The 21,386-nt window shown below is 54.6% G+C and carries 17 protein-coding genes, 2 pseudogenes and 1 riboswitch; of the genes and pseudogenes, 6 read left to right on the top strand and 13 right to left on the bottom strand.

From position 1 onward, the window contains the following. Window positions 1-188 (top strand): hypothetical protein (locus tag ACTQ3R_RS14825; protein WP_441779970.1); only part of this gene is annotated, 188 nt, incomplete at its 5' end. A 50-nt stretch (window positions 189-238) separates the two neighbouring features. Here ACTQ3R_RS14825 and lnu(C) read toward each other — a convergent pair. After that, on the bottom strand, window positions 239-733 hold the full coding sequence (gene lnu(C), locus ACTQ3R_RS14820; RefSeq protein ID WP_019543803.1) for a lincosamide nucleotidyltransferase Lnu(C): 495 nt from the start codon (window positions 731-733) through the stop codon (window positions 239-241). Between the two features lie 23 nt (window positions 734-756). Beyond that, window positions 757-1,795 (bottom strand): annotated as a pseudogene (locus tag ACTQ3R_RS14815) (IS1595-like element ISSag10 family transposase). Between the two features lie 152 nt (window positions 1,796-1,947). Here ACTQ3R_RS14815 and ACTQ3R_RS14810 point away from each other — a divergent pair. Together ACTQ3R_RS14810 and ACTQ3R_RS14805 are read left to right on the top strand one after the other, a co-directional pair. Further along, window positions 1,948-2,154 carry an SHOCT domain-containing protein gene (locus ACTQ3R_RS14810; protein WP_041223378.1) on the top strand — a complete coding sequence of 69 codons (207 nt, stop codon included), beginning with the start codon at window positions 1,948-1,950 and terminating at the stop codon, window positions 2,152-2,154. Window positions 2,155-2,249: 95 nt separating this feature from the next. Beyond that, window positions 2,250-3,710 (top strand): annotated as a pseudogene (locus ACTQ3R_RS14805) (recombinase family protein); the annotation flags it as partial. A 44-nt stretch (window positions 3,711-3,754) separates the two neighbouring features. On the opposite strand, the gene ACTQ3R_RS14800 reads toward ACTQ3R_RS14805, so the two are convergent. From ACTQ3R_RS14800 to ACTQ3R_RS14790, 3 genes are all read right to left on the bottom strand, one after another. Further along, the gene (locus ACTQ3R_RS14800; RefSeq protein ID WP_441779971.1) at window positions 3,755-4,501 is read right to left on the bottom strand and encodes a phospholipase D-like domain-containing protein; all 747 of its coding nucleotides are present in this window, start codon (window positions 4,499-4,501) and stop codon (window positions 3,755-3,757) included. 237 nt (window positions 4,502-4,738) lie between these two features. Continuing rightward, a complete protein-coding gene (rlmD, locus tag ACTQ3R_RS14795; RefSeq protein ID WP_441779972.1) occupies window positions 4,739-6,109 on the bottom strand; it encodes a 23S rRNA (uracil(1939)-C(5))-methyltransferase RlmD in 1,371 nt (456 codons plus the stop codon). A gap of 109 nt (window positions 6,110-6,218) precedes the next feature. Beyond that, window positions 6,219-7,637: an alanine/glycine:cation symporter family protein gene (locus ACTQ3R_RS14790; protein WP_441779973.1), complete on the bottom strand. Its 1,419-nt coding sequence runs from the start codon at window positions 7,635-7,637 to the stop codon at window positions 6,219-6,221. Window positions 7,638-7,753: 116 nt separating this feature from the next. Beyond that, window positions 7,754-7,856: riboswitch (glycine riboswitch) on the bottom strand. A gap of 332 nt (window positions 7,857-8,188) precedes the next feature. Between ACTQ3R_RS14790 and secA the strand changes: the two genes are divergently transcribed. Next, window positions 8,189-10,945: a preprotein translocase subunit SecA gene (secA, locus tag ACTQ3R_RS14785; RefSeq protein WP_441779974.1), complete on the top strand. Its 2,757-nt coding sequence runs from the start codon at window positions 8,189-8,191 to the stop codon at window positions 10,943-10,945. Window positions 10,946-11,009: 64 nt separating this feature from the next. Here the strand turns inward: secA and ACTQ3R_RS14780 are convergent, their stop codons facing one another. The 5 genes from ACTQ3R_RS14780 to ACTQ3R_RS14760 form a co-directional block, all read right to left on the bottom strand. Further along, window positions 11,010-11,603 carry a helix-turn-helix domain-containing protein gene (locus ACTQ3R_RS14780; protein WP_441779975.1) on the bottom strand — a complete coding sequence of 198 codons (594 nt, stop codon included), beginning with the start codon at window positions 11,601-11,603 and terminating at the stop codon, window positions 11,010-11,012. Window positions 11,604-11,704: 101 nt separating this feature from the next. Further along, window positions 11,705-12,751: an acyltransferase gene (locus tag ACTQ3R_RS14775; protein ID WP_441779976.1), complete on the bottom strand. Its 1,047-nt coding sequence runs from the start codon at window positions 12,749-12,751 to the stop codon at window positions 11,705-11,707. Then, the gene (locus tag ACTQ3R_RS14770) at window positions 12,751-13,122 is read right to left on the bottom strand and encodes a VOC family protein (protein WP_441779977.1); all 372 of its coding nucleotides are present in this window, start codon (window positions 13,120-13,122) and stop codon (window positions 12,751-12,753) included. The genes ACTQ3R_RS14775 and ACTQ3R_RS14770 overlap by 1 nt, the downstream gene beginning before the upstream one ends. A 113-nt stretch (window positions 13,123-13,235) precedes the next feature. Beyond that, complete coding sequence (locus ACTQ3R_RS14765) at window positions 13,236-14,186, bottom strand: agmatinase (protein WP_441779978.1); 951 nt, start codon at window positions 14,184-14,186, stop codon at window positions 13,236-13,238. A 188-nt stretch (window positions 14,187-14,374) separates the two neighbouring features. Beyond that, window positions 14,375-15,634: a chloride channel protein gene (locus tag ACTQ3R_RS14760; protein WP_441779979.1), complete on the bottom strand. Its 1,260-nt coding sequence runs from the start codon at window positions 15,632-15,634 to the stop codon at window positions 14,375-14,377. 192 nt (window positions 15,635-15,826) lie between these two features. On the opposite strand from ACTQ3R_RS14760, the gene ACTQ3R_RS14755 reads away from it, so the two are divergent. Then, window positions 15,827-16,732, top strand: a complete 906-nt coding sequence (locus tag ACTQ3R_RS14755) for a hemolysin family protein (RefSeq protein ID WP_441779980.1) — start codon at window positions 15,827-15,829, stop codon at window positions 16,730-16,732. Window positions 16,733-16,770: 38 nt separating this feature from the next. Here the strand turns inward: ACTQ3R_RS14755 and ACTQ3R_RS14750 are convergent, their stop codons facing one another. After that, a complete protein-coding gene (locus ACTQ3R_RS14750; protein ID WP_441779981.1) occupies window positions 16,771-17,475 on the bottom strand; it encodes a 4Fe-4S dicluster domain-containing protein in 705 nt (234 codons plus the stop codon). An 88-nt stretch (window positions 17,476-17,563) separates the two neighbouring features. Here ACTQ3R_RS14750 and ACTQ3R_RS14745 point away from each other — a divergent pair, with 88 nt between their 5' ends. After that, window positions 17,564-18,226, top strand: a complete 663-nt coding sequence (locus tag ACTQ3R_RS14745; protein WP_441779982.1) for a Crp/Fnr family transcriptional regulator — start codon at window positions 17,564-17,566, stop codon at window positions 18,224-18,226. Between the two features lie 176 nt (window positions 18,227-18,402). On the opposite strand, the gene eno is transcribed toward ACTQ3R_RS14745, so the two are convergent. Continuing rightward, window positions 18,403-19,704 (bottom strand): phosphopyruvate hydratase, encoded by a 1,302-nt coding sequence (gene eno / locus ACTQ3R_RS14740; protein ID WP_441779983.1) that lies wholly within the window; start codon window positions 19,702-19,704, stop codon window positions 18,403-18,405. Between the two features lie 65 nt (window positions 19,705-19,769). Further along, a complete protein-coding gene (gene gpmI, locus ACTQ3R_RS14735) occupies window positions 19,770-21,284 on the bottom strand; it encodes a 2,3-bisphosphoglycerate-independent phosphoglycerate mutase (protein ID WP_441779984.1) in 1,515 nt (504 codons plus the stop codon). Window positions 21,285-21,386: the final 102 nt, after the last annotated feature.

The raw sequence follows: 21,386 nt of genomic DNA, 5'->3' as shown, positions 1-21,386 counted from the left end.
TACATGAACATGAAGCACTTGGAGGCGGCTCTGTACGACGCCTCTATTGCCGGCTGACTTCATTCAGCCGGAGCCTGCAAATAATTTTGCGCATAAATCTTGACGGCACCGCTATGCCTGCGAGTGTTCTTCGGAATGCCCGCAGGTTTTTTTTTATGGCTATGTCACAACAAACAGTTGATAAATAGCCATTTTTATAGGGGAGTATCAGAACTCCCCTACAAACTGTTATTTGCAGTTATCTATACTCATTTGGAATTTCGATATGAAGTGTCTCACACAATAACTTCACATCATGTGCATCATTTTCATCAAACTCGTATCCCAGATGGAACATTACTTGACTATATGGTTCAATACAGGAAACCTCTATTTCCTCAATTCTTCCTTTACCCGAAAAAGTTTCTACCGGAAAACAATCCCCATCATAAAGAATTTCACCTTCGTCCGTATATTCAAAACAATGCAAATCAATAATTCTGTTTTTCAAATCTTCCCATACAGTATGGTTCAATGTTGTATATTCCATCTTAATCTCATAAAAGCCATTAGCTTTCATTATTTCTATAAAGTTCTGATAATCGTTCTTTTCTACAAAAATGTCAATATCATTATGGGCTCTTGACTGATATCCAAGAAGAGCATCTACACCCCAGCCACCATCAAGAAAGACTTTAATCTCCGCATCTATTGCAAATTGAAGAATCTGTTTTACATCTGTTATATTGACCATCTTATCATCTCCACAAATTCTAATTAGGCGACCAGAGGAACTGCTGGTCTGTTTGATAAATCTCTGCATTTAGCAGTTTTCAATGTTGCCAAAACGAAAGTTAAGAAGATGTTCCTTTTCTCCATGTCGCTTTCTTTGGCGTAATTTACAAGGTTATTCCACACAAGATAGTTGTTCAGATACTTGGTAGAAACACCGTTAAAGCCACGCATAAACCTCTTTAGCTGGCTATGGTAGCTATTGATATGTTGGATATTATAAATGCCTTTCTTGGCTTTGCCAGTCTTTAACTGCACAAGGTCAATGCCATTGGCATTTGTAAATCTCACATAGGAGTTCATCTTGTCCGTAACAAGAGTGGAATTGGTCTTAATCCTACCATCATAAATATGATGTAAATCTCTTGTAGAAACTCTACCAGTATTCGTAATCTTGGAGATAGACAAGCCATTCCTATTAACCGCACAAGGAACACATACCTTTTCTTGGGACAAGCCTCTGATATGTGTAGAATGACCACGCTTATGAGCCTTGCGTGGCATAGCAAATGTCTTACTCTTGCTATGATTGCCCTTGTACGAGATGGCGAAAAAAAGTTTCGTCAGCCTCAATAATGCCGTCAAGGGTAACATCGTCTGCCATATTCTGAAGTGCATCCAAAATCTTGTGTCTCCAAAGGAATGCGGTGTTTCTGTGAATCCCACAAGCAACAGCAGTCTTACGAATGGATAAGCCATTCATCATACAATCAATGTACTGCTCCCACACGGACAAGTCTTTTCTTGTACCAGACACAATGGAGTTCGTAGCAATCACGAAGGACTTGCCACAATCCTTACATACATATCGCTGTGTGCCATCTTTACGATGACCATTGCGAACCACATGGATACAGCCACAAAGAGGGCATACACGACCATTTGCAAAGCGTTCCTTTGCTACGAAATCTTCAATATTCAAAGACTTTACAAAGGCAGGACTTAAAAGCATTGTTTTAAGGCTTTCCTGCTCTGCGACAGTCAACTTACCGATAATATCTAATGCGTCTTTGATAGTAGGCATATCCAATTACCTCCTTCGGTGGTACTGTTTCTTACTATTATTATACGCTATTTCTCGTCAAAAATCAACCATTTGTTGTGACAGAGCCTTTTTTATTTTCCTCCGCTCAAAACAGCCTGCAATCTCCAGTGGAAACTGGAGGTGGATATGTTATGCCAAACGAAAATACAAATGTTCAATCTGGATATTTTACACAGGAGCGGATTCAAGGCGATCTGGACTATAGCCGGGCGCAGGATATCTCCAAAAAGATGCTCGATGACGGCCTGATTTCTGTGGCTGAATTCAACAAATTAACCGCCATCAATCGGGAAACTTTCTCTCCCTTGTTCGCGGAAATAATGCCAGAAATACCTTGATATGTAGCGGCTTTAGAGTGATGTATAGACGTACGGAAAGGAGGGACTTCCCTTGAAAAAAGTAACAAAAATCGCGGAAGCAGCGAACACAAAAGTCAAGCTCAAGAAGATCAGGGTATGAGGCGCAGGTCACGCATTACACGGAGTACATCCAGAAGAATCCCGACTGGGAACTGGCAGGCATATTTGCGGACGATGGCATATCCGGTACCAACACCAAAAAGCGTGACGAGTTCAACCGCATGATTGACGAGTGCATGTCCGGGAACATTGACATGATCATCACCAAGTCCATCAGCCGATTTGCCCGAAACACTCTCGACTGCCTCCAATACATCCGGCAGCTCAAGGACAAGAACATTCCGGTCTATTTCGAGAAGGAATCCATAAACACGCTGGATGCCAAAGGCGAGGTGCTCCTTACGATCATGGCGAGCCTTGCTCAGCAGGAAAGCCAATCAATGAGCGAGAACATAAAGCTCGGCCTTCAGTACCGCTATCAGCAGGGCAAGGTTCAGGTTAACCACAACCGCTTTCTCGGCTATACCAAGGATGAGAACGGCAACCTTGTCATTGATCCGGAACAGGCCGAGATCGTAAAACGCATCTACCGAGAATACCTCGAAGGCTCCAGCATGGACAAGATTGCTTCCGGTCTTATGGCTGACGGCATTTTAACCGGCGCAGGAAAAGAAAAATGGCACACAAGCACCATCAACAAGATTCTCCGAAACGAGAAGTATATGGGTGACGCGCTGCTTCAAAAGACCTACACCACGGACTTCCTGACGAAGAAGCGCATCAAGAACAACGGCACCGTACCTCAGTACTACGTTGAAGGCGACCACGAAGCGATCATTCCAAAAGACCTCTTCATGCAGGTGCAGGCCGAGCTTGTCCGTCGCCGGGCAGTTCACATCAGCCCGACCGGAAAGAAACGAGGCTTCTCCTGCAATCACTGTTTTGCCCAGATGATTTTCTGCGGTGACTGCGGTGAGCTTTACCGACGTGTCCACTGGAACAATCACGGCTGCAAGTCTATCGTCTGGCGCTGCATCAGCCGCTTGGAGCCGAGCTCGGCAGAAATGAACTGCACCAACCGGACGGTAAATGAGCTCCTGCTTCAGGAAGTCACGGTCAAAGCCATCAATCAGATTCTGACTGAGAGCGATACCTTACTAAAACAGTTGCAAGCCAATATCGCCAAGGCTGTAGTCAGCGCTGACACCCTCTCGCCGGACGGCATCCAAGCTCGGCTGGAAGAACTGCAAAAAGAGCTTATCAAGAAGGCAAACAACAAGCAGGACTACGACGCCATCGCCGATGAGATTTTCCGCCTCCGGGAGCAGAAGGAACAGTCCGAAGTTGACAGCCACCACCGGGAAGAGACCATGAACCGGATCAAAGAGCTACAGGACTTTATCGCCAAGCAGAAAACAGACATCACAGAGTTCGACGAAGCTCTGGTAAAAAAGCTCATCGAAAAGATCACCGTCTTTGCCGACCACTTCACCGTGGAGTTCAAATCCGGACTTGCAATCGAAATCGAAGCATAAAAAGGCTCCTCGCCACTGGATTTCCAGTGATGGGGAGCTATTTCTTATGAATTCCAAACTTTTTTATTCTTTAATTTCATAAATTCATCTGCAAAAGCAGTTGCTGTTGAATGATTCTTATCAATACTAATATGCTCTTTGTTATAATTTGCAGCTTTCGTCCAGTTAAAAGTCCCATGTATTGATGTATATAGGTCTATCACGCAGAATTTCTCATGCATAATATTCTGATAGTAAGATTGAACCGTTATCCAGTAAACCGGGAAGTCATCTTCTAATGAAAATTCCGCATTATGATTTCTATCACAATCATCGAGAGCAATTTCTATAACCAGTCCTTGCTGTTTTTTCTTGAGTAATTCTTGATATAAAACCGGATCTGTAAACCAAGCCACAGAAATCCAGATCATATATTTTGCAGCACGGATCTCCTCAATAATCTGATTCCTGATATTTTCAAATAGTATTTCTTGACTAATATCTTCAGTGTCAGGCATAGCTCCCGGTTTAATCTCCACTCCCCACAGCTCATAATCATCGTTTGGAGGATAGATCTCATATATCATTTTTTTAAGATAATCGGCGTGTTTCTTTAACTCAATCATCTTCTCCGGAACGATACAAATATGAATATACTCTTGGAAATGATTCCATAAGTTTCTGGTAAAAACATTAGTTTTTTCAAACCTTAATGAGCAAATATTCAACAATTCAAGCAGTCCATCTTTTTCAGGGTAATCTCCGGCACGCACTGAATCAATGAGTAGTTTTCTATATTCAATTTCTGTCAATTATAGCCTCTCCTCCCTTAATAATATTTCGCTCATCACTCAACAAGTAACATCTATCTCACAGCCACAACTACCCCAACATCTAACTCGGCAACTCAACATAGTAACATCTATCGTGGCAACTCAACTCTCACACTTTTTGACCCGATCTGCCTTTGGATAAGTTACCGAGAAGCGTTCGCTTTGCCCGATGCCACATTTGCCCGATTGCCCGAAAACCGCAGTATTACTGGGCTTTCAAGCGTATTCCACTCCGACCTTTGACATCAATACTACCGTCTCCACGTGGGCACACCGGGGAAACAGATCCACGCCCTGGGCCCGGACTGCCCGGTAGCCCAGCGTTCCGAAGCGCTTTACATCCCTGGAAAGTGTGGCCGGGTCACAAGACACATAGACGATCCGCTCCGGTCCCATCCCGGCCAAGATCGCGGGGACTTCTTCTCCCAGCCCCTTCCGGGGTGGGTCAACACAAATCACCTGAGGATGCACGCCCTCCTGTGCCAGCTTCTCCGCCACCGCTCCCGCATCACCGCAGAAAAACTCCGTGTTTTCCAGGCCGTTTCGCCGGGCATTTTCCTTCGCGTCCTCAATGGCCTGAGGGACGATCTCCGCCCCAATGACCTTCCCCGCTTCCTTGGCCATGGCCAGGGAGATGGTGCCAATCCCGCAATAGAGGTCCAGCACCGTCTCGTTCCCGGTCAGACCGGCAAAGTCAAGGGCCAGGGCATACAGCCGCTGAGTCTGGGCACGATTGATCTGAAAGAAGGATGGCACCGACAGCCGGAAGGTCAGGCCGCACAGCTCCTCCTCCAGCCAATCCCGCCCCCAGAGGGTGCGGGATTCCGGTCCCAGGATCACATTGGTATCCCGTGTGTTGGCATTGAGCACAATCCCCACAAGCCCCGGCTCCGCCTGGACCAGGCGCTGCCCCAGCTCCGCTTCATAGGGAAGCTTCTTCCCGTTGACCACCACACACACCAGGCTCTCTCCCCGGCTGTTGGTGCGCACATAGAGGTGGCGCACCAGTCCTGTGCCCTGCTTTTCCTCGTAAGCAGGAACGGCATATTCCTCCATCCATTCCTTAAACGCCTGCCGAAGGGCAGTCACACTCACCGGCTGGAGCGCGCAGTCCGGGGCGTCCAGTACATCGTGGCTGCGGCTGCGGTAGTATCCCACTGCCAGTCCATTTTTCTCCACAGATACAGGAAACTGCACCTTATTCCGATAACGCATTGTATTTTCCGCGCCCAATACATCGGATAGTTGTAGTTCTACCCCGCCCAGACGGCTCAGCGCATCCTGAATGCGCTGCCGCTTCCCCTGCAGCTCCTCCTCATAGGTCATGTGCCGGAATTGGCAGCCCCCGCACCGGCCGTAGAGCGGGCAATCGGGCTCCAAGCGTTCCGGCGAGGAACGAAGCAGCTGCACTCCCCTGCCCCAGGCCACATGTTTGTTGACCTTCAGCAGCTGCACCTGCCACTGCTCCCCCCGGATGGTGCCGGGGACAAACACCACCCGGCCCTCCAGCCGGGCGACTCCCATACCCTCGGCCGTATATCCATCCACCTCTAGGGTGTATACGCTGTTTTTCTTCCAGGCTTCCATGGGCAATTCCTCACTGTTTTCCTTATTTTCTCCATCATACCATGTCCGTTCCCCTTCGTAAAGGAAAAAAGCCCGGCCTCCTCCCAGAGGCCGGGCGAACGAGAACTTTTTACTTCTTGCAGGTCCCAACCCCGTGGGTAGAGCTGACCACCATACCGGTGAGGGCAAACAGGCCGATGGCGTTGGGAATGACCATCAGGTTATTGAACATATCCGTCATCTCCCACACCAGATCGTTGGACATCAAAGTACCCAGGAAAATAAATACCAGGCCGATGGCGGAATAAATCTTGGCAGACTTCTTGCCAAACAGATAGACCACATTGATCTTGCCGAACAGGTTCCAGCTTAGAATGGTGGAGAAGGCGAAGAAGAACAGACACACCGCCACAAACATGGCGCCGGCCTCCGTTCCCATCACGCTGCCAAAGGCAGTCTGAGCCAGGTTGGCCTTATTCAGAGTCGTGCTGGCCGCGGCAGCGCCGCACTCCGCCAGAGGTCCGTCCGGAGTATATAGGGTGGAGATGACCACCAGAGCGTTCAGGGTCAGCACCACGAAGGTATCCATGAAGACGCCGATCATGGCCACTACGCCCTGGTCGTGGGGGTCGCTCACATTGGCCTGGGCGTGGGCGTGGGGAGTGGAGCCCATACCGGCCTCATTGGAGAACAGGCCACGCTTGGCACCCTGGCTGATGGCCTCCTTCAGGGCATAGCCAAAGCCGCCGCCGATAATGGCCTGGGGCTCAAAGGCATACTTGAAAATCATGGCAAAGGTAGCGGGAATGTAGGCAGCCCGCATGACCAGTACCACCAGGCCGCCGGCCAGGAAGATGACAGCCATGACGGGGACAATCTTCTCCGTCACCGCGGCCAGCCGCTGCACGCCGCCCACAAAAATCAGGCCGCACACCACCACCAGCACGATACCCACGATCCAGGAGGGCACACCAAAGGCGGTCTGGAAGGTGGAGCCGATGGAGTTGGACTGCACCATGCAGCCCATAAAGCCCAGAGCCAGGATAATGGCTACCGCAAAGAAGCCGGCCAGGAATTTACCGAACGCACCCTGAAACGCGGTGGTAATGTAGTACACCGGGCCGCCGTGATAGGAGCCGTCCGGGTCCTTCCGGCGGGTCTTGATGGCCAGAGTAGCCTCGGCATAGATGGTAGCCATACCGAAGAAGGCAATGATCCACATCCAGAAAATAGCGCCTGGTCCGCCGGCCAGGATGGCGCCGGAGGCACCCACGATGTTGCCGGTACCCACCTGGGCAGCAATGGCGGTGGCCAGAGCCTGGAAGGAGCTCATGCCGTGCTCCTGCTTCCCGCCGCTGAGGGACAGGTTGCCAAAGACCTTTTTCATCCCTTCTCCAAAGCAGCGCACCTGGACAAACCGGGTTTTGATGGAATACCACAGGCCTACGCCGATGAGCAGGAACACCAGAATGTAGTTGGACAAATAGACGTTGATGTTAGCCACAATTGGGTAGAGCACTTCCTCTACCGAAGCGATGAATTCGGACATATTGATTTTCTCCCTCCTAAAAAATAAAAAAACGGAACGACCGATAGAATCGACCGCTCCGGAGAATATACGCCCGGCAACCAAACCGTGCGCATAAAGCAGATGCCCCCAGGGCACCTGTTTCCTCTGTCCTTTTGCCTGAGAGATTGGCAGGGCGTGAACCGTCCCCGCTTTGCACCTTCGGCACTCGGCTTAACGAGCTTCTCCAGAGTTACATCCGCGCACAGTCCTCATCCCCATAGGGAAACCTGAGAGTGTTACTCCTTCGGCAGGCCGCTTTGGCCATTTTCCTGGGCGCTTCGTCTGTCCTATTCAGTTGCGTGGTAACCATACCACAGCAGGGAACATTTGTCAACCCCTGGCGAACAATTATACGTCAGTCACGGATTCCTAGCAGTCTCCCCCAGTTTCTTTGTTTAGTTTCACAGTAAAAGTTTACAATTTGGTCTTTTTTCTAACCTCTGAGTGTGATATACTCTATCACGATTAGCTAAAATGTATTACTATGCGCAAATTTTGTCGCAAATCTGCAACCGAGAGGTGTTTTCGTTATGAGCCTGTTTACCAAACTTTTTGGCACCTCCTCTCAGCGGGAGCTGAAGTCCATCTACCCCATCGCCGACAAGGTGGACGCTCTGGAGGAGGAATATAAGGCCCTTACTGACCAGCAGCTTCAGGCTAAAACCCCCGAGCTGAAAGCCCGCCTTGCCAACGGCGAGACTCTGGACGACATTCTGCCCGAGGCCTTTGCCGCCTGCCGTGAGGCTGCCTGGCGTGTGCTGGGTATGCGCCCCTATCGGGTCCAGGTGGTGGGCGGCATCGTGCTGCACCAGGGCCGGATCGCCGAGATGAAGACCGGCGAAGGTAAGACCCTGGTGGCTACCCTTCCTGCCTACCTGAACGCTTTGGCAGGCAAGGGCGTGCATGTTATTACCGTCAACGATTACCTGGCCAAGCGCGACAGCGAGTGGATGGGCAAGGTGTTCCGTTTCATGGGCCTGACCGTGGGCCTGGTGATTCACGGCGTGGTGGGTGAGGCCAAGAAAGCCGCCTATCAGGCAGACATCACCTACGGCACGAACAACGAGTTCGGCTTTGACTATCTGCGGGACAACATGGCCATCTACTCTCAGGAGCTGGTCCAGCGGGGCCACGCCTTCGCTATTGTGGACGAGGTGGACTCCATCCTCATCGACGAGGCCCGCACCCCCCTGATCATCTCCGGCCAGGGCGAAAAGTCCACCCAGCTCTACACCATTGTCGACCAGTTCGTCTCCAAGCTCAAGTGCCAGCGCATCGCCAAGGTAGACGACAAAGAGGAAGAGGATACCAGCATCGATGCGGACTACATCGTGGATGAAAAGGCCCGCACCGCTACCCTCACCGCACGGGGCATCCAAAAGGCCGAGCAGTTCTTCCAGGTGGAAAACCTGGCCGATATGGAGAACACCACCCTCTCTCACCACATCAACCAGGCCATCAAGGCCCGTGGTGTAATGAAGCGGGACATCGACTACGTGGTCAAAGACGGCCAGGTCATCATTGTGGACGAGTTCACCGGCCGTCTGATGTTCGGCCGCCGGTATAACGAGGGCCTCCACCAGGCCATCGAGGCCAAGGAGCACGTGGAGGTGGCCAACGAGTCCAAGACCCTGGCTACCATCACCTTCCAGAATTACTTCCGTCTCTATGACAAGCTCTCCGGCATGACCGGTACCGCCATGACCGAGTCGGAGGAGTTCGGCACCATCTATGAGCTGGACATCGTGGAGATCCCCACCAACAAGCCTCTGGCCCGTATCGACGACCCCGACGTGGTCTATAAGAACACTGCCGGCAAGCTCCGGGCTATTGTCAACCAGATCGAGGAGTGTCACGCCAAGGGGCAGCCCGTACTGGTGGGTACTGTGTCCATTGAAAAGTCTGAGGAGCTCTCTGAGATCCTTAAGCGCCGCGGCATCAAGCATAACGTTCTGAACGCCAAGAACCACGAAAAGGAAGCTGAGATCGTGGCCCAGGCTGGTAAGTTCGGCGCCGTCACCGTGGCCACTAACATGGCCGGCCGTGGTACTGACATCATGCTCGGCGGCAACGCGGAGTTTTTGGCTAAGGCCGATCTGCGCAAGGCCGGCATGAGCGATGAGCTCATCGCCGAAGCCACTGGCTTTGCTGAGACGGACAACCAGGAGATCCTGGATGCCCGGAAACAGTTCTCTGAGGCGGAGGCCAAATATAAAGACGAGATCCGCGCCGAGGCCGACAAGGTCCGGGAAGTGGGCGGATTGTTCATTCTGGGCACCGAGCGTCACGAGTCCCGGCGTATCGACAACCAGCTGCGCGGCCGTGCCGGCCGTCAGGGCGACCCCGGCGAGACCCGGTTCTTCCTGTCCCTGGAAGATGACATCATGCGCCTGTTCGGCTCTGAGCGGGTGATGAACATGATGGAGAAGCTGGGCGTGGACGAGGATACCCCCATTGATGCCAAGATGCTCTCCGGCGCCATTGAGAACGCCCAGAAGCAGGTAGAGTCCCGGAACTTCCAGACCCGTAAGAACGTGCTGCAGTATGACGACGTGATGAACACCCAGCGTGAGATCATCTACAAGCAGCGCCGCCAGGTTCTGGACGGCGAGGACCTCCAGGCCTCGATCCAGAATATGCTCCGCACCATGATTGAGTCCGCCATCCAGGGCCACATCGGCGAGCAGAACCACATGACCGCCGATGGCTTCCAGGAAGCCATCTCCCACTTCCGCACCATGTTCCTGCCTGTGGGAGAGCTCATGCTCTCGGACGAGGAGCTCAGCCAGTATGATGCCGAGGGGCTCACCCAGCTGGTTCTGGACAAGGCCCAGGCCGTCTATCAGGCCAAGGAGCAGGAATTTGGTTCCCCCATCATGCGGGAGCTGGAGCGGGTCATCATGCTCCGGGTGGTAGACGAGTACTGGATGGATCACATCGATGCCATGACCGAGCTGCGTCAGGGCATCGGTCTGCGGGCTTACGCCCAGACCGACCCCGTGGTGGCCTACAAGAAGGAAGGCTACGAGATGTTCGAGCAGATGGTAGCCGCCATTCAGGAAGAGACTTTGCGCCGGCTGTTCCTGGTCCGTCTGAGAAAGAACGAGGAGGTCAAGCGGGAGCGGGTGGCCAAGGTCACCGGCGAGTCCGGCGCCGACGACGGCACTGTAAAGAAGCAGCCCGCCCGCAAGGTGATCAAGATCGGCCGCAACGACCCCTGCCCCTGCGGCAGCGGCTTGAAGTGGAAGAAGTGCACCTGCAAGGAGTATCACCCTGAGCAGATGTAACACCCCAAAACCTGAACAAGAAGGCCCGAGACCAATGGTCTCGGGCCTTGCTTTGTTTTATCGTTTATTCGTTGTCCTTTTCCCGCTCTTTTATCCTCAGGGTGCTGATAATCAGCACTCCGGTCAGAATCAAGTCTCCTACAAAAAATACCAAGACCTTCCGGGCACTCAAGAAAAGGAACGGGGTCAGCACCAGTGTATAAAGCCCCCACAGTCCCCAGAACGCCGCCAGAACCGGGTGCTTTGGAAATTTCAGGCTCATTCCCCCGGTCACCAGCAGCGGGGCGCTCCAAACCAGGGCCTCGTCCAGCCTTGCGTGCCGAAAAAAGGCCAGTAAGGTAAAGACGAAAAGGCCGAAAAACACCAGCATCAACCCCAGGACGATTCGAATATTCGGACTGTATTCCTTCTGCGGTGCCGCAGCCATTGGTGGATCGTCTGTCGTCTCCTGGGGCTCAATCCCCCGTACCAGGCTGTCCATGGATACCTCAAACAGCTCGCACATTTTGACCAGCTTATCCAAATCCGGCACCGATGCATTGGTCTCCCACTTGGACACCGACTGCCGGGATACCTCCAGCGCTTCCGCCAGGTCCGTCTGGGACAGGCGCCGGGCCGTTCGTTCCTGGTAGATTCGCTCCCCCAAGGTCACATCCATCTCTCCTCTCCGCTTGGATGACTCCATGGTAGCAGCTGACGGGTAAAATGTCCACCAATCGCCCTTGGAACCTTCGCAACCGGCGGTTGCCCCCCACTCACTCAGCTCAATTTCTCCCCTACCACAGGGATCAGGCTGATGAGCCATGCAAAGGGCAGGGACAGCAGGAAATAAATAAGGGCAAACAGAGGCACCGCCAGGACCACCGGCAGGGACAGCATAGAGATTCCAAACCACTGGAACACCATCACCCACAGCTGATGGAACAGGTATATGCCAAAGGCATAGGCCCCCACCTCATAGACCGCCCGTTTCCGGGACCGCTCCTCACTGACCCCCAGCACATACCGAAACAGGGTACAGAAGGCCGCGGCGGTGAGCACCACATTGGGGGTGGTATAGCCATACCAAAGCGCCCGGTCTCCTCCCAGAAGCCTGGGCCCCATCAGCGTCAATACCAGCCCCAGAATGCCCAAAGCATAGAGCGCAAATTCTGAAAGGCGTCCAATGACATAGTGGCGCAGATACCAGCCGCCCACATAGCACCCCACCCACCCCAACACCAGGTGGATGTCCAGCCGCTCCAGCTGCCTCACCCATAGGCTGTTGGGATAAAAAGCCGACCAAAGGGGCAGCAGATTGGCCAGCAAAAAGCACAGGATCAGAAAATACCGCACCTCTCCCCGGCTGGCTGAGGAAACAAAACGGTGGAGTACGGGATGAACCAGATAGAGACCGATGAGCGGATAGAGGATCCAAAGATGGAAGTAGGTGTTTCCCTTGGCCGCAGACAGCAGCGCACTCCAAATTCCCTCCAGAGAAACGGTTCCGCCCCCCAAAAGGTGGGCAGCTATGGCATAAACCGCTCCCCAGAATACCAGCTGGCAAAAGGCAGGCAGTGCCAGTCCGGTGAGCGCCCCGGACAGATGGGGCTTGCCTCCCTCCAGGGCGAACATCCCCCAGAGCATAAACAGCGCCGGAATTGCCCAGCGGGTAAGGCCTTCATAGACGCTCAGCACCTGCCACTGTCCTGAACCCGCAGCTACCAGCTCCTGCCCGCTCTGGGCCAGCAGCAGAAGAATGGCGCACAGCACGGTAAACAGCCGGAAGAAACCCGGCCAACCCAGATTTCGGCTTTTGATTGCCATCAGCCCCGCTCCGGCACGATCTCGATCCAGTATCCATCCGGATCGGCGATGAAGTAGATTCCCATAGCCGGATTCTCAAAGCAGATGCAGCCCATCTCCTTGTGACGCTGGTAGAGCTTCTCATACTCGTCCGTGTGGAAGGCCAGATGGAACTCGCACTCCCCCAGGTTGTAGGGCTCCGTGCGGTCCCGGAGCCAGGTCAGCTCCAGCTGGAACGGGCTGCCCGCCTCATCCCCCAGATACACCAGCTTGAAGGAGCCGTCCTCCGCCGCCTTTTCCTGTACCGGCGTGAGATTCAGGGCCTGCTTGTAAAAGGCCAGGCTCCGCTCCAGATCCAGAACATTAAAGTTAAAGTGATAAAATTTGGTCATATCGGTTACTCCTTATCGGTTAAGCTGACCTTATTATAGTCAAAGCCCATCCCGATTGCAAGTCAGATACAAAGAGGACGGCACAAATCCGCGCCGTCCTCTGCGTAATTGCTTTATTTGGTTTCGTGGAGCTTTTTGCCCGCGTGAGCGATGACCTGAAGCATGGTCAAAGCCGCCAGACGCTCGGTACAGCCGGTGGGATCAAAGGCGGGAGCCACCTCCACCAGGTCCATAGCCACCACCTTGCCCGTCTGGCAGATGGCCTTCAGCAGGTCCATGCTCTCTTCGTAGGTGATGCCGCCGGGGAGTGGAGAGGCCGCGCCGGGGGCCAGAGGCATGTCATAGCCGTCAATGTCAAAGGTGATGTAGTAGGCTTCGGCCTCAGGAATCTGATCCAGTACATACTGGACCCCCTTCTCATGGAGCTCCCTGGCAGAAATCAGGCGGCTTCCATAGGCCCGAGCATCATCGTAGTCGGACTTTTTGCCGCTGCCCATACCCCGCAGGCCGATCTGCACCATCTCACCGATGTGGTCCATCTCAGACATCCGGCGCATGGGGCTGCCGTTGCCCTGGACCAGGGGGCCCACATGGCTGGTCCAGTCCAGGTGTGCATCAAACTGAATGACGCAGATCTTCTTTCCGTACTCCTCCAGAGCCCGGCCCACGGGGATACTGATGGAGTGGTCGCCTCCCATCACAATGGGAATAGACCCAGCCCGGATGATCCGGCGCACCGCCCGCTCAATGCAGGCGAAGGAATAGTCCCGGTCACCCTGGAGCACATCGGCGTCGCCGCAGTCGGCGATGGTAATGGGAGCACACAGCATCTGCTCGTCGGCCTCGTAGTCGTAATAGCCCACCTCACCCCGGCCATACTGGGTGGAAGCCTCGCGAATGCGGCGGGGGCCCATACGGGCTCCGCTGAGGAAACCCACCCCCATATCAAAGGGGACACCCAGCACACCGAAGTCGGCGTGCAGCTCGTCCAGGTCCAGGCAGATGGGATAACGGCCGAAGGAACAAATACCGGTAATAGGCTGGCTGATCAGTTCAGGACGCATAATAAAAGTACCCCTTTCTATGTGTTAACATGGCCAAAAGTGGCCGCTTTCTAATGTTTACGCCCCAAATTATAGGCGAAACGTTAGTATTTCGCAACAGGAAAAGAAAAGTCTCCCCGCCTATGCGCCGAAGAAAGAAAGCCCTTTGAAGAAAATAGCCATACTTTCAAAAGGGAGTCCTTTTCCCTTTATTTTACCTTGGTGTCGATCCACTCAGTTTTAAATTTGGAATAGACGATCTTCTGCTCGCCATAGAGGCCATAATACCCGGAAAGCATATAGGATACCCCCACACACAGGGCATACAGGGGCAGTCCCTTTCCACCGAAAAGCTCATAGGAGAGCAAAATGGAGCTCAACGGGCAGTTTGTAGCCCCGCAGAACACCGCCGCCATCCCCAACGCGCCGGAAAAGGCATGGGGCAGCCCCAGCATAGGCCCGGCCAGAGTGCCAAAGGCACAACCGGTAAAGAGGACCGGCACAATTTCTCCTCCCCGAAATCCGGCTCCCAACGTAAGGGCAGTAAACAGGATTTTCATCAAAAAGGCCTCAGGAATTGTTTCGCCGCCGATCATCCGGCGAATGACCGCCTCTCCCGCCCCGTTATAGGTCTGTGCCCCCACCAGCACCGTAAGCACCAGGACGAAAACACCTCCTGCTGCTGCCCGGAGCAGCGTACCGGGAAAGAATTTTTCATAGAGCTTCGGTGCAGCGTGCATCACCTTGCAGAACAAGATGGACACCAACGCACACAAAATGCCCAGGACCGCCACCTGGAGCATAGACCCCGGCGCCAGCTCAGGCACCTGTGCCACATCGTACCCGATCTCCTCATGGATGCCAAACTGCCGTGCGACCAATAATCCCACACAGGCGGACACCAGGCAGGGAACAATGGCCGCGTAGTACATGACACCCACGCTCACCACTTCCATGGCAAAGACGGCCGCAGTCAGCGGCGTGCCAAACAGAGCGGAAAAGGCACCCGCCATACCGCACATGACCATCATGCGGCCGTCTTTGGCATCCAGGCCGATTTTCCGTCCTACATAAGCGCCCAAAGAGCCGCCCAGCTGCAGGGCAGCCCCTTCCCGCCCAGCGGATCCGCCCGCCAAGTGTGTCAGGATGGTGGAAAGAAAAATCAGCGGCGCGGTCCGAAGCTTCAGGGGTTCCGCCTCCCGTACCGCCATCAGCACCAGATTGGTGCCCCGGTCCTTTTCCATGCCGCAGATGCGGTAGATCAGCACAATGGCAAAGCCCACCACAGGCAGCAGCACGCAAATTCTGGGATTATGCTCCCGCAGCTGGGTAGACCAGTCGATGCCATAGAAAAACGCCACCGCCACCAGCCCCACCAACATTCCGATTGTGCAGGCGTAGAGCACCCATTTCAAAAACGTTAAGCCCTCCGCCACATGCCCCCGCACACGCTCAGCCATCTCCACCATGCCGATCTTCTCCCTCTCATAATAGGCCCGCCAGCCTTGTTCTTTTTAAATTATAACATATTTCCCGGTTTTTGACAGTAATGATTGCATTTCTTGGCCGAAAATCTCACGGCCACTTGCGTCTTCTGCCCTTCTGTGGTATGATTGCAGTCGTACCAGTATTGTTTTGCGTTAAAATAAGGGGGAATTTCCGTGTCTGGGGACCAAATATGGCCCATACTGTTTGCCGTCAGTGCCTGTGCCAATGTTGCGCTGCTTTGGCGGCCTGTGATGAAGCTGCTGCGCCGAGATGGCCAGGTATCCGAGGATAACATCATGGCTATGGTAGAGGAGGGCGAGGAGTCCGGCACTATCCAGGCCAACGAAAAGGAATTTATTGAAAACGTCTTTGAATTTGACAATATGACCGCCAAAGACGTCATGATTCACCGCACCGATATGGTCACCCTCTCTTCGGATGAGGACCCTGACACCATTCTGGATACCATCCGTCAATCCGGCTTGTCCCGTTTCCCGGTATACGGCGACGATGTGGATGATATTCTGGGTATCCTCTCTACGCGCGAATACCTGCTCAATTTCCATCTCCCCGACCCCAAACCGCTCAAAGAGCTTCTGCGTCCGGCCTATTTTGTACCGGAGACCGTTCAGGCAGATGTACTGTTCCGGGATATGCAGGGCAAAAAGATCCACATGGCCCTGGTCGTCGATGAATACGGGGGCACCAGTGGCCTGGTCACTCTGGAGGACCTGCTGGAGGAGCTGGTAGGCAACATCTATGATGAGTTTGACCCCCAGGAGGAGCAGGAAATTATCCAACTGGACGAAAACCGTTGGCGCGTATCCGGCTCCGCCGACCTGGAGGAACTGGCCGAGGCCATCGGCCTGGAGCTTCCCGAGGAAGAGGACCGGGACTATGACACTCTGGGCGGCTTGGTCTTTGCTCAGTTACCGGTCATTCCCGAGGACGGCAGCCGCCCTGCTGTGGACGCCCTGGGGCTCCATATTCAGGTGGAGGAACTGTGTGACCGGCGGGTGGAGTGGGCCTTGGTGGAAAAGCTGGTCCCCTGCGCCCCCGAAGCAAAATCTGATTCTTAATCAAACAGGCATACCGCCAAAGCGGTATGCCTGTTTTTTTATTGCTTCAGAATGCGTCCATCGGTGGAGAGGGTGACTACCTGCCAGGGAATCATTTTCCCACTGTTCTTCAGGGCTGTGATTGCCGCGTGCTCCAGTCCGCCGCAGCAGGGTACTTCCATACGCACCAGTGTGACACTTTTGATCTCATTTTGCCGGATGATTTCCGTAAGCTTCTCACTATAATCCACACCGTCCAGCTTAGGACAGCCGATCAAGGTTACTTTACCCCTCATAAATTCCCCGTGGAAATTTCCATAGGCATAGGCAGCGCAGTCCGCCGCCACCAAAAGCCGTGCTCCCTGAAAATAGGGGGCATTGATGGGGGCCAGCTTGATTTGTACCGGCCACTGCCGAAGCTGAGAAGCCACCGGAGCCCCTGCGGAGCCAGACTTCTCCGGCTCTTCTTCCCGGCAAATTGTCCGCGACTGACTGCCCGGACAGCCGCAGGCCAGAGGCTCCTGCAGTTGCTTCTTTCTGGCCTCAACAGCGGCCTCATCATAGGCGGCGGCCTCCCGCTCCACAAAGGTGATGGCTCCGGTGGGGCAGGCGGGCAGACAGTCTCCCAGTCCATCACAGTAGTCATCCCGCAGCAGTTTGGCCTTTCCATCCACCATGCCGATGGCCCCTTCGTGGCAGGCCTGGGCACACAGCCCGCAGCCGTTGCAGCGTTCCTGGTCAATGTGAATAATACGACGAATCATATCGCTTCCTCCGTTTCTTGACTTTGTGTTCTAAGTATAGTAGGATAAAAGAAGTATGTATGTTGTTTTAACAACAAATGGAGGGTCTATGGACAACCAATTTTTGCTGCGGGTTCCCCTGTTTCACGCTGTGGAACCGAAAAATCTGCCCTCCCTCCTGGCTGCAATGGAGGCCGTGGAGCGCAATTGCGCAAAGGGAGAAATCGTCCTGCAGGCAGGAGCACATACCAACCGCCTCTATCTGGTGCTGTCCGGAGGCGTCACAGTGGAAAACCACGACGCCTGGGGCAACCGTGCCATTTTGGGCCACGTGGCCCCTGGGGAAGTATTTGCAGAAACTTACGCCTGTCTCCCTGAGCAGCCCATGATGGTCAGCGCCACAGCCTCTCAAGACACGGCTCTGCTCAGTTTGAACACCACCGCCCTTTTGGAACAAAGCTGTCCCCAGAGCGAGCTGATTTTAACAAATTTATTGCGTATAACTGCGGGGAAAAACCTGGCCTTGTCCCGGCGAATCTTTTATACCTCCTCTAAAACCATTCGCGGCCGCCTGCTGTCCTATCTCTCTGACCAGGCAGTTCTGCAGGGAAGCTTCACCTTTTCCATTCCCTTTGACCGCCAGCAGTTGGCGGACTATCTCGGGGTAGACCGCAGCGCCCTGTCCAACGAACTGAGCAAACTGCGCCGGGAGGGGCTGCTTATCACCCGAAAAAATTGTTTTTCCCTTCTGACCCAGGCAAATTTGCCGTAAACGGCAGGATATGGCCGGCTTGGAGCACCTTGAGACAGAGAATAAAACAGCAGGACCCAAAGGCGGTCCTGCTGTTTGCTTTTGTCATGCTGCTCCGGGCTCAAACGCCCCCGGAGCCGGGCGGCAAATAAACAAAGCCGCCCCATTGGGGCGGCTTTGCTGTATAGGCTTTCGTCTTACTTCAGGTTGAAGAAGGCCTTCATGCCGGGATACTCGGCGATGTCGCCCAGCTCCTCCTCGATGCGCAGGAGCTGATTGTACTTGGCCACACGGTCGGTACGGCTGGGAGCACCGGTCTTGATCTGGCCAGCGTTCAGAGCCACGGCGATGTCGGCAATGGTGGCGTCCTCGGTCTCGCCGGAGCGGTGAGAGACGATGGCGGTGTAGCCGGCCCGGTTGGCCATCTGGATGGCGTCCAGGGTCTCGGTCAGGGTGCCGATCTGGTTGACCTTGATCAGGATGGAGTTGGCAACCTTCTTCTCAATGCCAGTGGACAGACGCTCCACGTTGGTGACGAACAGGTCGTCGCCCACCAGCTGGACGCGGTCGCCGATGGCCTTGGTCAGCATAGCCCAGCCTTCCCAGTCGGTCTCGGCCATGCCGTCCTCCAGGGAGATGATGGGGTAGTTGTCGGCGAACTTCTTCCACATGTTGACCAGCTGCTGCTGGGTCAGCTTCTTGCCGGACTTGGGCTGGATATAGATCTTCTGCTCCTCGTCCCACCACTCGGAAGAAGCGGCATCGATGGCGATCTTGAAGTCCTCGCCGGGCTTGTAGCCGGCCTTCTCAATGGCCTCCACGATGACCTTCAGGGCGTCCTCGTCCTTCTTCAGGTTGGGAGCGTAGCCACCCTCGTCGCCCACGCCGGCGGCGGGAGTGCCGTTCTCCTTCAGAACGGTCTTCAGGGTGTGGAAGACCTCGGCGCAGCGGCGCAGAGCCTCACGGAAGGAGGGGGCGGAGACAGGCATGATCATGAACTCCTGGATCTCCACGTTGTTGGTGGCGTGAGCGCCGCCGTTGAGGATGTTCATCATGGGAACAGGCAGCTGCTTAGCGTTGACGCCGCCGATATAGTTGTAGAGGCTGGTGCCCAGGCTCTCGGCAGCGGCCTTGGCGCAGGCCAGGGAGGCACCCAGAATGGCGTTGGCGCCCAGGCGGCTCTTGTTGGGGGTGCCGTCCAGGTCGATGAGCATCTTGTCGATGGCCACCTGATCCAGCACGTTGGTGCCGATCAGAGCCTCAGCGATCTCAGTGTTTACATTCTTAACGGCGTTCTCAACACCCTTGCCCATATAACGGCTCTTGTCGCCGTCACGGAGCTCGCAGGCCTCGTAGATGCCGGTGGAAGCACCGGAGGGAACGGCGGCACGGCCCATGGTGCCGTCCTCCAGGTACACCTCAACCTCAACGGTGGGATTTCCGCGGCTGTCCAGGATCTCACGGCCCAGGACGTCAACAATCTCGATCATCTGCTTCATGGGAATCAAACTCCTTTCAATTTTTCCTCAAAACAAGGCGGGCTTCCCCCGCCGGGGACAACAAATCAGTTGATAATCAGGGTCTTGCCGTCCATCTCGGCCGGCTTCTCCAGGCCCATCAGGTCCAGCATGGTGGGAGCGATATCGCACAGGCGGCCATCCCGCAGCTTCACATTGGCCCCAACGATATAGAAGGGCACCAGGTTGGTGGTGTGCGCGGTGAAGGGAGACCCATCGGTATCCACCATCCGCTCGGCATTGCCGTGGTCGGCGGTAATGAGGGTCACACCGCCCATCTTGGAGGTGGCCTCCACCACTTTGCCCACGCATTCATCCACAGTGGCTACTGCCTTGCAGGCGGCCTCGTACACACCGGTGTGGCCCACCATGTCGCAGTTGGCAAAGTTCAGGATAATGACATCATAGGTGCCGCTGAGGATGCGCTTGACCGCCTCCTCCGTGACTTCAAAGGCGCTCATCTCCGGCTGGAGGTCATAGGTGGCCACCTTGGGGGAATTGATGAGGCACCGGTCCTCGCCGGGGAAAACCTGCTCCACACCACCGTTGAAGAAGAAGGTCACATGGGCGTACTTCTCTGTCTCGGCAATGCGCAGCTGGGTGAGGCCCAGCTTGGAGATATACTCTCCGAAGATGTTCTCCAGCTTCTGACGGGGATAGGCCACAGAGACATTGGGCATGGTGGCATCGTACTCAGTGGTACAGACAAAATTCACATGGACAAAGCCGGTCTTCCGGTCGATATCGGTAAAGTCCTCGTCCACCAGGCAGCGGGTGATCTCACGGGCCCGGTCCGGGCGGAAGTTAAAGAAGATCACCGAGTCATTGTCCCGCACCTGTACCCCCTGGGCACAAACCACGGGAACCATAAACTCGTCGGTGACACCGGCATCATAAGAAGCCTGAACTGCCTGGGCCGCGTCGGCCACATAAGGAGCCTGGCCGCACACAATGGCGTCATAAGCCTTCTGCACCCGGTCCCAGCGCTTGTCCCGGTCCATAGCGTAGTAGCGGCCCATCACGCTGGCGATCTGGCCCACACCCAGCTGCTGGATCTTGGCCTGGAGGCTCTCCACAAAGTGTTTGCCGGAGGTAGGAGGCACATCACGGCCGTCCAGGAAACAGTGAACATAGACCTTCTCGATCCCCTGGTCCTTGGCCATCTTCAGCAGGGCGTACAGGTGGGTGATGTGGCTGTGAACACCGCCGTCGGACAGAAGTCCCATCAGGTGCAGGGAAGATCCCCACTCCCGGCAGTTCTCCATAGCCTCCAGATAGGCGGGGTTTTCAAAGAACACGCCGCTGTCAATATCCCGGCTGATGTGGGGCAGGTCCTGAAACACGACCCGGCCCGCGCCGATGTTGGTGTGACCCACCTCACTGTTGCCCATCTGGCCATCGGGCAGGCCCACGTCCAGCCCAGAGGCAGACAGGCGGCAGCCGGGACAATCGGCAAAAATCTTGTCCAGGTTGGGCTTGGGAGTATTGACTACGGCGTTGCCCGCTGAGGGGCCCTCAATGCCGAACCCGTCCATAATGATCAAAGTCGTAGGTGTTTTCATAGATACAAATTCTCCTTGCAATAAGTCCGAAGGACACCTGATTTCCCTCGGAGAGCGGAGGGATATATGCAGCTCCGCACGCCTTCGCGCTTCTTGGTCACG

This window comes from Lawsonibacter sp. LCP25S3_E2 (assembly GCF_052117285.1).
Taxonomy (GTDB): domain Bacteria; phylum Bacillota; class Clostridia; order Oscillospirales; family Oscillospiraceae; genus Lawsonibacter.
Note: the sequence above shows the minus strand (reverse complement) of the source record. Positions and strands in the feature narration are given on the sequence as shown.

Excerpts from the sequence above, each read along its gene's own strand:
- eno (WP_441779983.1), bottom strand. The coding sequence starts at position 19,704 with ATGAAGCAGATGATCGAGATTGTTGACGTCCTGGGCCGTGAGATCCTG.
- gpmI (WP_441779984.1), bottom strand. The coding sequence starts at position 21,284 with ATGAAAACACCTACGACTTTGATCATTATGGACGGGTTCGGCATTGAG.
- ACTQ3R_RS14790 (WP_441779973.1), bottom strand. The coding sequence starts at position 7,637 with ATGTCCGAATTCATCGCTTCGGTAGAGGAAGTGCTCTACCCAATTGTG.
- ACTQ3R_RS14750 (WP_441779981.1), bottom strand. The coding sequence starts at position 17,475 with ATGATTCGTCGTATTATTCACATTGACCAGGAACGCTGCAACGGCTGC.
- ACTQ3R_RS14780 (WP_441779975.1), bottom strand. The coding sequence starts at position 11,603 with ATGGATGTGACCTTGGGGGAGCGAATCTACCAGGAACGAACGGCCCGG.
- secA (WP_441779974.1), top strand. The coding sequence starts at position 8,189 with ATGAGCCTGTTTACCAAACTTTTTGGCACCTCCTCTCAGCGGGAGCTG.
- ACTQ3R_RS14745 (WP_441779982.1), top strand. The coding sequence starts at position 17,564 with ATGGACAACCAATTTTTGCTGCGGGTTCCCCTGTTTCACGCTGTGGAA.
- ACTQ3R_RS14760 (WP_441779979.1), bottom strand. The coding sequence starts at position 15,634 with ATGGTGGAGATGGCTGAGCGTGTGCGGGGGCATGTGGCGGAGGGCTTA.
- ACTQ3R_RS14765 (WP_441779978.1), bottom strand. The coding sequence starts at position 14,186 with ATGCGTCCTGAACTGATCAGCCAGCCTATTACCGGTATTTGTTCCTTC.
- ACTQ3R_RS14775 (WP_441779976.1), bottom strand. The coding sequence starts at position 12,751 with ATGGCAATCAAAAGCCGAAATCTGGGTTGGCCGGGTTTCTTCCGGCTG.
- ACTQ3R_RS14810 (WP_041223378.1), top strand. The coding sequence starts at position 1,948 with ATGCCAAACGAAAATACAAATGTTCAATCTGGATATTTTACACAGGAG.
- rlmD (WP_441779972.1), bottom strand. The coding sequence starts at position 6,109 with ATGGAAGCCTGGAAGAAAAACAGCGTATACACCCTAGAGGTGGATGGA.
- ACTQ3R_RS14770 (WP_441779977.1), bottom strand. The coding sequence starts at position 13,122 with ATGACCAAATTTTATCACTTTAACTTTAATGTTCTGGATCTGGAGCGG.